Below are 12330 nucleotides of genomic sequence, written 5' to 3'. Positions count from 1 at the left end.
CTCACTCGGGACGGCCGGTCCCGTCCCCTTCGGGGCGGGCCGTCTCACCGCCCTGCACCGTGGGAGGGGTGATGCCGCCGCCGGGCGGGCCGGCGGCGGCATCACCCCCGGGCTCCATGGGGCCGCCCTGTGTGCCCCGTTCCACGGGATCGACGGCCGGTTCCCGGCGGGCGGGCGGTTCAGCCCGGAAGGCGAGCCGTCCCTCGTCGGTGTCCACCACGACCCTGCCGCCCCGCTCGATCCGGCCGTCCAGCAGCAACCGGGACAGCTGGTTGTCGACCTCCCGCTGGATGGTGCGGCGCAGTGGGCGGGCGCCGTACTCCGGCTGGAAGCCGCGCTGTGCCAGCCAGTCGACGGCCCCGTCGGTGAAGGAGACGTCGATGTCCTGGGCCTGAAGCATGCGACGCGTCTTGTCGAGCATCAGATCGGTGATGCGCCGGAGTTGCTCGGCGGTCAGCTGCCGGAAGATCACGATTTCGTCGATGCGGTTGAGGAACTCCGGCCTGAAGTGCTCGCGCAGCGGACGCAGGACCTGCTCACGGCGCGCCTCCTCGTCCGCGTCGGCACCGCCCGGCCCGAATCCGATGCCCGCGCCGCGGCGGGTGATCGCCTCGGAACCGAGGTTGCTGGTCATCACGATGACGGTGTTGGTGAAGTCCACCGTGCGGCCCTGGGAGTCGGTGAGCCGGCCGTCGTCGAGGACCTGCAGCAGGATGTTGAAGACGTCCGGGTGGGCCTTCTCCACCTCGTCCAGCAGCAGCAGGGAGTACGGGTGGCGCCGTACGACCTCGGTGAGCTGGCCCGCCTCCTCGTGGCCGACGTACCCGGGCGGGGCGCCCACGAGGCGGCTCACGGTGTGCCGTTCCTGGTACTCGCTCATGTCCAGCCGCACCATGCGCTCGTCGCTGCCGAAGAGCACCTCGGCGAGGGCGCGGGCCAGCTCGGTCTTGCCGACGCCGGTCGGGCCGAGGAAGAGGAAGCTCCCGATCGGCCGCTCCGCGCTGGACAGACCGGCGCGCGAGCGCAGCACGGCGTCGGCGACGGCGCCGACCGCCTCGTCCTGCCCGATGACCCGCTGGTGCAGATGCTGCTCAAGCCCGAGCAGCCGTTCCTTCTCCTCCTCGGTGAGCCGGCTGACCGGGACACCGGTGAGCCGTGAGACGACCTCGGCGATGGCCTCGGCGGTCACCTCCAGGTGCTGCCCCTCGTCGGCCTCGGTGTCGCCGGAGGCCTGCCCGATCCGCTCCTTGAGCCCGGTGATGCGGTCGCGCAGCTGGGTGGCCTGCTCGTACTGCTCGTCGGCCACCGCCTGGTTCTTGTCCCGGGTCAGCTGCTCGACCTCGCGCTCCATGGTCCGTACGTCCGTGCCCTTCGTACGGGCGCGCAGCCGCACCCGGGCGCCCGCCTGGTCGATCAGGTCGATCGCCTTGTCCGGCAGATGGCGGTCGGTGAGATAGCGGTCGGACAGCTCCACGGCCGCCACCAGCGCCTCGTCGGTGTAGCGGACCTGGTGATGGGCCTCGTAGCGGTCACGCAGTCCACGCAGGATCTCGATGGCGTCGGTGACGGACGGCTCGGGCACCAGGATCGGCTGGAAGCGGCGGGCCAGCGCCGCGTCCTTCTCGATACGGCGGTACTCCTCGAGCGTGGTGGCGCCCACGACGTGCAGTTCACCGCGGGCCAGGGCGGGCTTGAGGATGTTGCCTGCGTCCATGGACGCGCCTTCGGCGCCGCCGCCACCGGCGCCGACGACTGTGTGCAACTCGTCGATGAAGACGATCAGTTCGTCGGAGTGCGACCGGATCTCGCCGACGATGTTGTTCAGCCGCTCCTCGAAGTCTCCGCGGTAGCGGGTGCCGGCGACGACGCCGGTCAGGTCCAGGGCGACGACCCGGCGGCCGCACAGGATGTCGGGCACGTCGCCGTCGGCGATGTGCTGGGCGAGTCCCTCGACGATCGCGGTCTTGCCCACCCCCGCGTCACCGATGAGGACGGGGTTGTTCTTGCCGCGCCGGGACAGCACCTCGATGGTCTGCTCGATCTCGTCGTCCCGTCCGATCACCGGGTCGATACGCCCCTGATGGGCGAGGCCGGTGAGGTCGCGGCTGTACTTGTCCAGGGTGGGAGTGGGGCTGGGGCGCGGCCGCTCCGGGCGCGCCTGCGCGGTTTCCCCCGTTTCGGGGGCCGGTCCGGGCGGCGCGAAGTGCGCGGAGTGCAGGATGTGCCCGGCGGCGGAGTCCGGGTTCGCCGCAAGGGCGCTGAGCACGTGCTCGGGGCCGATGTAGCCGGTGCCGCTCGCCCGGGCCAGCTCGTGGGCGTCCAGCAGGGCGCGTTTGACGGCGGGCGTCAGTGACAGAGAGGTGGGCGGAGGCACGTCGCCCGCGCCCTGGGCCGGACCTGAGCGCTGGTCGATCTCCGTCGCCAGCGAGTCGGGATCCGCTCCGGCGCGGGTGAGCAGACTCCTGGTCGGTTCGGCCGAGAGCGCGGCGCGCAGCAGATGCTGGGTGTCGAGGTCGCGGCTGCCGTGCTGGGCGGCGTACTGCGCCGCTCCTACCACGAGCTGCCGGGCCGGCTCGCTCAGCAGCCGGCCGAGGTCGATCTGCCGGGGACCGGGACGCTGTCCGCCGAAGATTCGTGAGAAGAACTCTGCGAAGGGGTCCGAGCCGTAGCCCTGCGGACCGTTGAACCCGCTGGTCATGGCCATCCGTTCCGGCGTCCCGGCGGGGGCCCGGGACACGCTCGTTGATCGACGTGCCGGTGCCGGGTGCCCGGGCGGGGCCCGGTTACACCTGTGGGCGCGCCCGGCGCACGTACCACGATTACACGAACGCACTCGGGCGGCATGTCCAGCAGGACGCGCGCGCTCCGGGTACCGGACGCGGGGCGGGGGCCGTGGGCCGTCGGGGCCGGTCGCGTCACGCGGTGGGAAGGCACGGCCCGCGGCCGGTACCCGGCCCCCGGGCGTCTCACCCGGCCGGGGCCCGCACCTCGCGTGCCGTCAGGATGCGCGGCCCCGCGTCCGTGATCGCCACCGTGTGTTCGGTGTGGGCCGCGCGGGAGCCGTCGTCCGTGCGGAGGGTCCAGCCGTCGGGGGCCGCGTGGTAGGTGTCCGTGCCGCCGCCGATGAGCATGGGCTCGATGGCCAGGACCATGCCGTGGCGCAGCCGGAGCCCGCGGCCCGGGCGGCCCTCGTTCGGGACCGGGGGATCCTCGTGCATCCTGCGGCCCACGCCGTGCCCGCCGAAGTCGTCCATGATGCCGTACCCGGCCGCCCGGCACACCGAGCCGATCGCGTACGCGATGTCACCGATGCGGTTGCCGACGACGGCCGCCTCGATGCCGGCCGCGAGTGCCCGCTCCGCGGTCTCGACCAGCCGCAGGTCCTCCGGCCGGGGCCTGCCCACGACAAAGCTGATCGCCGAGTCGCCCACCCAGCCGTCCAGTTCGGCACCGCAGTCGACGGAGACCAGGTCGCCGTCGCGCAGCCGGTAGCCGTCCGGGATCCCGTGCACGATCGCGTCGTTGACGGACGCGCAGATGACCGCAGGGAAGGGGGTCGGCGCGAAGGAGGGGCGGTAGCCGAGGAACGGCGAGCTCGCACCCGCGTCGCGCAGCACCCCGTGGGCCACCTCGTCCAGTTCCAGCAGGGAGACGCCCACGCCGGCGGCGTTCCGCACCGCCGTGAGGGCCCGGCCGACGACCTGCCCGGCCGCGTGCATGGCATCGATCGACGGGTCTGTCTTGAGTTCCACCATGCCAATTACTATACCGCAGAATCCCAATTACTATACCGGTCGCACCATGGGAGACCGGTATTAGAATGGGCGCATGGTGCGCAATCCGTTGACCCCCGAAGAGCACGAACGCGGCGAGCGGCTCGGGCTGTTGCTGCGCGAGGCCCGCGGGTCCCGCAGCATGGCGGAGGTGGCCGCGGGCGCCGGGATCTCCGCCGAGACGCTCCGCAAGATCGAGACGGGACGTGCGCCGACCCCGGCGTTCTTCACCGTCGCCGCTCTCGCCCGCGTACTCGGGCTGTCCCTGGACGACATCGTCGGGCAGTGCGCGCTGATCGCGGTGGCTTGAGCCGGAAAGGCGCCCTCAGGCGCGCGGTCGAGGTCGGGTGGGCGGGGAGGCGGGAAGCCGGACGGCACGGTGTGCACGGCCGGGGAACGCGCTCCCGGAGGGCTCTGCGCCGGTCCGGAAAACTCTCTGTAGCGCCGTCGTAACACGGCTGGTGTTCCCTACCGCATCGGGGTACTCCACTCGGGCGGGAGCTGGACGATGGCGGTGGATCAACCCCCTGTTCGAGTTCGGGAGTTCGCGGGCTACCTGCAGGAGCTCGTGTCCAGGCTCGACCAGGGCGGCGGCTGGTGCGGGGTGTTCTGGCGGCGTGATCCCGAGGGGATGCGGTCCTGTCTCGAAGGCGGGGAGGTGCCCCCGTGGGACGTCGTGGAGTCGCTGCTGCACGACCTCGCCGGGGTCTGGGGAACCCGGGCCGCCGCGCTGGAGGCGAAGCGGGCGCAGGCACTGCACGGTGCTTCGCTCGCCGCGCACGACGCCCGGCCCGGCGGCCGGGAGGAACTCACCGGCCGGCTGGACGGTCGGCTGCGCGAACAGCGTTACGCGGCCGGGCGCCAGGCGGAGCTGCGACGCCTGCTGGAGTCGGCCGGCACCCGCGAGGAGGTCGAGTCGCTCCGCCTCGATCTCGCCTGGGCCGAGGACGACCACGACCGTGCCACGGCCCGGTGTGCGGAACTCCGCCGGCGGATGGAAGCCGTCGAGGCACGTGTCCCGGGCCCCCGGGAGCGGGGCGAACCGGATTTCCGACCGGAACCCGAGCGGGACGGACGGCGGGCGCCACAGGCCCGGGAAGCGGCCGCTCACCGGGACGAAGGGGCCACCCACGGTTTCGGCGGACCGGCCGGAGCGAGCGCACCGGGGCCGACGGGCGGCGACCGTGAGGGGAGGGGGGACGGCGGCCCGGCCGGGCCGGACCGCGGTGGTGACGGCGGCCCGAGCGCTCCGCGCGGCGTCCTTCGGCCGACGGTGGAGCCCGACGCGGAACACACCCGTGAATCCGAGGAGCCCGTTCGGGCCCCCGAACCCGGCGGCAGGCGGTGGACCGGGCGCCGCCCGCGTGGCAGTGCCCGTTTCGCCGGGGTGCTCGGTGTCCAGGAGGCGTCCGGGGACGCCGTGCCCGCCCCGCAAGCGCCCGCCACGAGCCGTCGCGGCCCCCGTGGCGCCCGCTTCGCCGGAGCCGCAGACGTCGAGAGCACGGAGGTGACCGAGCCGCCCCGGCAGCCCGCCGACGAGTCCGACCGGCGGATCATCGCGGAGGTCGTCGCGACGCTCACCCGGTTGCGTGCCGAGGGCCGCAGCGGTGAGGCGCACGCCCTGCTCGTCGAGGCCGCCCACTGGCCCGTCGGCCGCTACCCGGCACTCGCCTCCGCGCTGCACCGCGCGGGGCTCGGCGCCGACTGGACCACCCTGCTGTGGGAGGCCGCCTCCCTGCCGGCCGCCGACCTGGTCTCCGTGGCCGACACCCTCGCCGTCGCGGGCCGCGCCGCGGACGCCCAACAGGTGCTGCGCCAAGGGGTCGTACGCCCCCCGGCCGAGATCGGTGAGGCGGTCCTCGCACTGAGCGCCGACGGCCGGCACCGCGAGGTCCGCGCTCTTCTGGATGCGTACGTGCGCATCCGTGTTCCGGAGGAGGCGGTCCGCTGCGCGTCGGCCGACCCGCAGCGGCTCGTGCCGCTGCTCCTCGACGTGGCCCGGGGCGTCTCCGACGCCCGGCACCGCGATCTTGTGCACGCCCTGAGGGTCGCCGGATTCACCGGCTGAGCGGCCCGACGACAATCCGACCACTCACCCGCAAGGAGTGCGAAACGTGATCGACTCAGCGGGTTGGCGACGATGGTCTTGGCAAGGCCGTCGCAGGGGCTTACGTTCGACCCTCTACCACCTGTGTCTACGGGCGTAGAGGCTCTGACGTCCCCGCGAGGACAACAGGCAAAGGAGCGGCATCATGGCCCACGTCGTACGCGCCGCACTGGTCCAGGCGACCTGGACCGGTGACACCGAATCCATGATCGCCAAACATGTGGAGCACGCCCGCGAGGCGGCCCGCATGGGTGCGGAGATCATCGGCTTCCAGGAAGTCTTCAACGCCCCCTACTTCTGCCAGGTCCAGGAACCCGAGCACTACCGCTGGGCCGAGCCCGTGCCCGACGGTCCCACGGTCACCCGTATGCGGGATCTGGCGCGGGAGACCGGCATGGTGATCGTGGTCCCCGTCTTCGAGGTCGAGCAGACCGGCTTCTACTACAACACCGCCGCCGTGATCGACGCGGACGGCACCTACCTCGGCAAGTACCGCAAGCACCACATCCCCCAGGTCAAGGGCTTCTGGGAGAAGTACTACTTCAAGCCGGGCAACCTCGGCTGGCCCGTCTTCGACACCAAGGTCGGCAAGGTCGGCGTGTACATCTGCTACGACCGCCACTTCCCGGAAGGCTGGCGGCAACTCGGTCTGAACGGCGCGCAGCTGGTCTACAACCCCTCCGCCACCTCCCGCGGTCTGTCCGCCTACCTCTGGCAGCTGGAGCAGCCCGCGGCAGCCGTCGCCAACGAGTACTTCGTCGCCGCGATCAACCGCGTGGGCCGAGAGGAGTACGGCGACAACGACTTCTACGGCACGAGCTACTTCGTCGATCCCCGTGGGCAGTTCGTGGGGGAGGTCGCCGACGACAAGGAGGAGGAACTCGTCGTGAGGGATCTCGACTTCGACCTCATCGAAGAGGTGCGGCAGCAGTGGGCGTTCTACCGCGACCGCCGCCCCGACGCGTACGAAGGACTGGTGAAGCCGTGAGTGACCTGTACGCCCGCCACAAGGCCGTCCTGCCCGACTGGCTCGCCCTCTACTACAAGGACCCGCTGGAGATCACCCACGGCGAGGGCCGCCATGTCTGGGGCGACGACGGGAGGAAGTATCTCGACTTCTTCGGCGGCATCCTCACCACGATGACCGCGCACGCCCTGCCCGAGGTCACCAAGGCGGTGACCGAGCAGGCCGGGCGGATCCTGCACTCCTCGACCCTCTACCTCAACCGGCCGATGGTCGAACTCGCGGAGCGCATCGCCCAGTTGTCGGGCATCCCGGACGCCCGCGTGTTCTTCACCACGTCCGGCACCGAGGCCAACGACACCGCGCTGCTGCTGGCGACCACCTACCGGCGCAGCAACCAGATCCTGGCGATGCGCAACAGCTACCACGGCCGCTCCTTCAGCGCGGTCGGCATCACCGGCAACCGCGGCTGGTCGCCCACCTCGCTGTCACCGCTGCAGACCCTGTACGTCCACGGAGGCGTCCGCACCCGTGGTCCGTTCGCCCGGCTGAGCGACGCCGACTTCATCGCGGCCTGTGTCGCGGACCTGAAGGACCTGCTCGGGCACACGCGGTCGCCCGCGGCGCTGATCGCCGAGCCGATCCAGGGCGTCGGCGGCTTCACCTCGCCGCCCGACGGGCTCTACGCGGCCTTCCGCGAGGTCCTCGACGAGCACGGCATCCTGTGGATCGCGGACGAGGTGCAGACCGGCTGGGGCCGCACCGGCGACAACTTCTGGGGCTGGCAGGCACATGGCCGCAGCGGACCGCCGGACATCCTCACCTTCGCCAAGGGCATCGGCAACGGCATGTCCATCGGCGGTGTCGTGGCCCGCGCCGACATCATGAACTGCCTTGACGCCAACTCCATCTCGACGTTCGGCGGCACCCAGATCACCATGGCGGCGGGGCTCGCCAATCTCTCGTACCTCCTCGAGCACGACCTCCAGGGCAACGCCCGGCGTGTCGGCGGACTGCTCATCGAGCGGCTGCGGGCCGTCGCCGCCCAGCTGCCCGTCGTACGGGAGGTGCGTGGCCGCGGCCTGATGATCGGCATCGAACTGGTGCGCCCCGGCACCGACGAGGCCCACCCGGACGCGGCGGCGGCCGTGCTCGAGGCGGCCCGCGCGGAGGGCCTGCTGATCGGCAAGGGCGGTGGGCACAACACCAGTGTGCTGCGCATCGCCCCGCCGCTCACGCTCACCGTCGCGGAGGCCGAGGAGGGCGCCGCGATCCTCGAACGCGCCCTCGGGAGCATCCACTGATGACGACCCGTCTCCTCGACAGCGCCGTCACGAGGTGTCTTCGGTAGATCCAGAGCAAGGGAAGACAGCCATGGCCACCGCCCCGGAACCCGCCCTGTCGGTACGCCAGGTCCTCACGCTGGACCGGGTGCTCGCCGGAGAGCCCGAGGTGGTGGCCGGCGCCGGACACCTCGACCGGCCGGTGCGCTGGGTGCACGTCGCGGAGGCACCCGATGTCGGGGTGATGCTCAGCGGCGGGGAGATGGTCCTCACCACCGGGGTGCTGCTCGCCGGTGACGAGCACAAGCAGACCGAGTACATCCGGTCCCTGCACCGCGCGGAGGCCGCGGCCGTGGTCCTCGGACTGGGCCGCGCCTTCCCCGTTCCCCCGGACGTGATGCGCCGGGCCGCGGAGCGCTGCGGGCTTCCCATGGTGGTCCTGCACCGCCCCTTCCCCTTCGCCGAACTGACCGAGGAGGTCCAGTCCCGGCTGGTGCGGCGGAAGTTCGCGGCGGTGAGCCTGTCGGAGTCCGTACGCACGGCGCTGACCGGCCTGATCACCGCGTGTGCCCCGCTCCAGGGGCTGCTCGACGAGATCGCGGTGCATGCCGGCTGCCCCGTGATCCTCACCAATCTCGCCCACCGGGTGCTCGCCACGGCGGGGGAGCGGTCCGCCGTCGACGACGTGCTGCGCGACTGGGAGCGCATCGCGCGGCAGGCCGGCGGCAGCGAGGGCGACGGCTGGGTCCGCGCCGAGCTGAGCGGCGGCGGCGAGCGCTGGGGCCGCATCGTGCTGTGCGGCTACCGCGGTGACCACCCCATCGGACGCCTCCTGGCCGAACGCGGCGCCGAGGCCCTGGTCCTGCACCGGATGCTCCACGGCTCCGCGCACTCCTGGGAGGAGCAGTCCGCACGGGGTCTGCTGACGGACCTCGTCTCCGGGGCCGTACCGGCCCGCCAGCTTCTGCCGCGGGCCCGCGCGGCCGGACTGCCGGTCAACCGCCGCATCTTCGTCCCCCTCGTCGTCCGCGACGGCGACCCGGTCCACCTCGACCGCGTCCTGCGGCTGCTGGGCCTGTCCGGACTCGTCGCGGAACTGGCCGACGGAGCGGCCGCCGTGCTGCTGAGTCTCGCCCGCGACCAGGACGCCGAGTCGTTGACCGCACACTTCGCCGCCCGGTTGCGGACGGAGCATCAGGCGGGCGGGACGGTCGTCGCCGCGGCCGACGCACGAGCCGCCTGGGAGGAGGTGCCCGAGGGGCTGCGCGAGGCCCGGCACGTCGCCGACGCGGTCGCCGACCACTCCGCCGCAGTCGACCTGCCACTCGTGGTGCGACTCAGGGACGTCCATCTGCGCGGTCTGGTCCGGCTGCTGCGCGACGACCCCCACGTCCAGTCCTTCGCCGAGCGGGAACTGGACGGGCTGCTGTGCGGACGCGACGCCGAACAGGAGTTGCTGCCCGTGCTGCGGACGTATCTCGCCACCGGCCGCAACAAGTCCCGTACCGCCCAGCTCCACCACGTCAGCCGACCTGCCCTCTACCGCAGGCTGGAGGCTATCCAGGCGTGCCTCGGAGTCGACCTGGACGACTTCGAGCAGGCGGCGTCCGTGCACATCGCGCTGCTCGCGCACGACGCCCAACAGAGGTGAAACGCCGTGGAAAAGCGGGGGAAACCAGTGCGCACGCACCGGGGTGACACGGTGGAACGCCCGGCGTCCGCAGACGTGACACGGTGCAACTCAAACCGGCTTCCCGGACTTCCTAGGCTCACCGCACACCGAGCGACCGGAGGTCCCGATGAGCAGAGTGATCCGTGCCGCCCTCTTCCAGACCGCCTGGACGGGCGACAAGGAATCGATGATCCAGGTTCACGAGCAGGCGGCGCGCGACGCGGCGGCGCAGGGTGCTCAGGTGCTGTGTTTCCAGGAGCTGTTCTACGGGCCGTACTTCTGCCAGGTCCAGGATCCGGCGTTCTACGCGTACGCCGAGCGGATTCCGGACGGCCCGATCGTCAGGCGCTTCCAGGCGCTGGCGAAGGAACTGGGCATCGTGCTGGTCCTGCCCATGTACGAGGAGGAGCAGCCCGGGGTCCTCTACAACACCGCCGCGGTGATCGACGCCGACGGCTCGTACCTCGGCAAGTACCGCAAGACCCACATCCCGCAGGTGAAGGGCTTCTGGGAGAAGTTCTACTTCCGGCCCGGCAACTCGGGCTGGCCGATCTTCGACACCAAGGTCGGCAAGGTCGGCGTGTACATCTGCTACGACCGTCACTTCCCGGAGGGCTGGCGGGCGCTGGGGCTCGCGGGCGCCGAGGTCGTGTTCAACCCGTCGGCGACCTCGCGCGGTCTGTCCGGCTATCTGTGGCAGCTGGAGCAGCCGGCGGCGGCCGTGGCCAACGAGTACTTCGTGGGCGCGATCAACCGGGTGGGCGTCGAGGAGCTCGGCGACAACGACTTCTACGGGACCTCGTACTTCGTGGACCCCGAGGCGCAGTTCGTCGGCGAGGTGGCGAGCGACAAGGAGAGCGAACTCGTCGTCCGCGACCTCGATCTGGCGAAGCTGCGGGAGGTACGCGACCGCTGGCAGTTCTACCGGGACCGGGCGCCGGGGGCGTACGGGCCGCTGACCGCTCCGTGACGGAGGGGTTTCCCGCGCCCCTGCCGGGGGCGCGGGGCCGCACCACCATGCGGCTCCGCCGCGTGCGCGCGACCAGCCACAGACAACCCGCAGAAACCGACCGCATCCCAGCGGAGCGTCCACGCAGGTAAGGGAGCACAGGGAGCATGAGCAGCCGTACCGTCATCCGCGGTGGCCTCGTCATCACCGCGTCCGACGAGATCCACGCCGACGTCCTGATCGAGGAGGGCCGCATCGCCGCCCTCGCCGCGACCGGCACCCCGGCCGCCGAGGCATTCACGGCCGAGCGGACCATCGACGCCACCGGCAAGTACGTGATCCCGGGCGGCGTCGACGCCCACACCCACATGGAGCTGCCGTTCGGCGGGACCTTCGCCTCCGACACCTTCGAGACCGGCACCCGGGCGGCCGCCTGGGGCGGGACGACCACGATCATCGACTTCGCCGTGCAGAGCGTGGGCCACTCGCTGCGCGAGGGCCTGGACGCCTGGCACGCCAAGGCGGAGGGCAACTGCGCCGTCGACTACGGGTTCCACATGATCGTCTCCGATGTGAACCAGGAGACGCTCAAGGAGATGGATCTGCTGGTCGAGGAGGGTGTCACCTCCTTCAAGCAGTTCATGGCCTACCCGGGCGTCTTCTACAGCGACGACGGCCAGATCCTGCGTGCCATGCAGCGCTCCGCCGAGAACGGCGGCCTGATCATGATGCACGCCGAGAACGGCATCGCGATCGACGTGCTGGTCGAGCAGGCGCTCGCCCGCGGCGAGACCGACCCCCGCTACCACGGCGAGGTCCGCAAGGCCCTCCTGGAGGCCGAGGCGACCCACCGCGCCATCAGGCTCGCCCAGGTCGCGGGCGCGCCGCTGTACATCGTGCACGTATCGGCGCAGGAGGCCGTCGCCGAGCTGATCCGGGCACGCGACGAAGGGCTCGACGTCTTCGGCGAGACCTGCCCCCAGTACCTCTTCCTGTCCACGGACAACCTGGCCGAGCCGGACTTCGAGGGCGCGAAGTACGTGTGCTCGACCCCGCTGCGGCCCAAGGAGCACCAGGCGGCCCTGTGGAAGGGGCTGCGCACCAATGACCTCCAGGTGGTCTCCACCGATCACTGCCCCTTCTGCTTCGTGGGCCAGAAGGAGCTGGGCCGGGGCGACTTCTCCAAGATCCCCAACGGGATGCCGGGCGTCGAGAACCGCATGGACCTGCTCCACCAGGCCGTAGTCGACGGGCACATCTCCCGCCGTCGCTGGATCGAGATCGCCTGCGCCACCCCGGCGCGGATGTTCGGCCTGTACCCGAAGAAGGGCACGCTCGCCCCGGGCGCGGACGCGGACGTCGTCATCTACGACCCGCACGCCGAACAGATCATGTCCGCCGAGACGCACCACATGAACGTCGACTACTCGGCGTACGAGGGCAGGCGCACGACCGGCCGGGTCGAGACCGTCCTCTCGCGTGGCGAACCCGTCATCACCGAGCGGGAGTTCACCGGACGTGCCGGACACGGCGTCTACACCCCCCGCTCCACCTGTCAGTACCTCAACTAGGAGTGGCGCAC

General features: G+C 71.5%; 9 protein-coding genes. 7 read left to right on the top strand and 2 right to left on the bottom strand.

Going from position 1 to position 12330, the window contains the following annotated elements:
- Nucleotide 1: 1 nt before the first annotated feature.
- Entirely contained in the window at nucleotides 2–2698 is a 2697-nt protein-coding gene (locus tag RCR19_RS08370) for an ATP-dependent Clp protease ATP-binding subunit (protein WP_331264555.1), read from the bottom strand.
- 268 nt (nucleotides 2699–2966) lie between these two features.
- Nucleotides 2967–3755 carry a type I methionyl aminopeptidase gene (gene map / locus RCR19_RS08365; protein WP_331264554.1) on the bottom strand — a complete coding sequence of 263 codons (789 nt, stop codon included), beginning with the start codon at nucleotides 3753–3755 and terminating at the stop codon, nucleotides 2967–2969.
- A gap of 73 nt (nucleotides 3756–3828) precedes the next feature.
- Here map and RCR19_RS08360 point away from each other — a divergent pair, with 73 nt between their 5' ends.
- From RCR19_RS08360 to hydA, 7 genes are all read left to right on the top strand, one after another.
- Nucleotides 3829–4083: a helix-turn-helix transcriptional regulator gene (locus RCR19_RS08360; protein WP_331264553.1), complete on the top strand. Its 255-nt coding sequence runs from the start codon at nucleotides 3829–3831 to the stop codon at nucleotides 4081–4083.
- A 258-nt stretch (nucleotides 4084–4341) separates the two neighbouring features.
- Nucleotides 4342–5841 carry a hypothetical protein gene (locus RCR19_RS08355; protein WP_331264552.1) on the top strand — a complete coding sequence of 500 codons (1500 nt, stop codon included), beginning with the start codon at nucleotides 4342–4344 and terminating at the stop codon, nucleotides 5839–5841.
- 184 nt (nucleotides 5842–6025) lie between these two features.
- A complete protein-coding gene (locus RCR19_RS08350; RefSeq protein ID WP_331264551.1) occupies nucleotides 6026–6868 on the top strand; it encodes a nitrilase-related carbon-nitrogen hydrolase in 843 nt (280 codons plus the stop codon).
- Nucleotides 6865–8148: an aspartate aminotransferase family protein gene (locus tag RCR19_RS08345; protein WP_331264550.1), complete on the top strand. Its 1284-nt coding sequence runs from the start codon at nucleotides 6865–6867 to the stop codon at nucleotides 8146–8148. The genes RCR19_RS08350 and RCR19_RS08345 overlap by 4 nt, the downstream gene beginning before the upstream one ends.
- Before the next feature lie 70 nt (nucleotides 8149–8218).
- Complete coding sequence (locus RCR19_RS08340; RefSeq protein WP_331264549.1) at nucleotides 8219–9778, top strand: PucR family transcriptional regulator; 1560 nt, start codon at nucleotides 8219–8221, stop codon at nucleotides 9776–9778.
- 148 nt (nucleotides 9779–9926) lie between these two features.
- Complete coding sequence (locus RCR19_RS08335) at nucleotides 9927–10769, top strand: nitrilase-related carbon-nitrogen hydrolase (protein ID WP_331264548.1); 843 nt, start codon at nucleotides 9927–9929, stop codon at nucleotides 10767–10769.
- 146 nt (nucleotides 10770–10915) lie between these two features.
- Nucleotides 10916–12319: a dihydropyrimidinase gene (hydA, locus tag RCR19_RS08330; protein WP_331264547.1), complete on the top strand. Its 1404-nt coding sequence runs from the start codon at nucleotides 10916–10918 to the stop codon at nucleotides 12317–12319.
- Nucleotides 12320–12330 lie beyond the last annotated feature (11 nt).

Origin of the sequence: Streptomyces sp. WAC07094, from assembly GCF_036320405.1 — a bacterium.
GTDB lineage: Bacteria > Actinomycetota > Actinomycetes > Streptomycetales > Streptomycetaceae > Streptomyces > Streptomyces lannensis.
This window is presented reverse-complemented; position numbering and strand designations above follow the sequence as displayed.

What these genes read in the sequence shown, in the direction of transcription:
- RCR19_RS08350 (WP_331264551.1), top strand. Translation starts at nt 6,026, where the DNA reads ATGGCCCACGTCGTACGCGCCGCACTGGTCCAGGCGACCTGGACCGGT.
- RCR19_RS08370 (WP_331264555.1), bottom strand. Translation starts at nt 2,698, where the DNA reads ATGACCAGCGGGTTCAACGGTCCGCAGGGCTACGGCTCGGACCCCTTC.
- hydA (WP_331264547.1), top strand. Translation starts at nt 10,916, where the DNA reads ATGAGCAGCCGTACCGTCATCCGCGGTGGCCTCGTCATCACCGCGTCC.
- RCR19_RS08340 (WP_331264549.1), top strand. Translation starts at nt 8,219, where the DNA reads ATGGCCACCGCCCCGGAACCCGCCCTGTCGGTACGCCAGGTCCTCACG.
- RCR19_RS08335 (WP_331264548.1), top strand. Translation starts at nt 9,927, where the DNA reads ATGAGCAGAGTGATCCGTGCCGCCCTCTTCCAGACCGCCTGGACGGGC.
- map (WP_331264554.1), bottom strand. Translation starts at nt 3,755, where the DNA reads ATGGTGGAACTCAAGACAGACCCGTCGATCGATGCCATGCACGCGGCC.
- RCR19_RS08360 (WP_331264553.1), top strand. Translation starts at nt 3,829, where the DNA reads ATGGTGCGCAATCCGTTGACCCCCGAAGAGCACGAACGCGGCGAGCGG.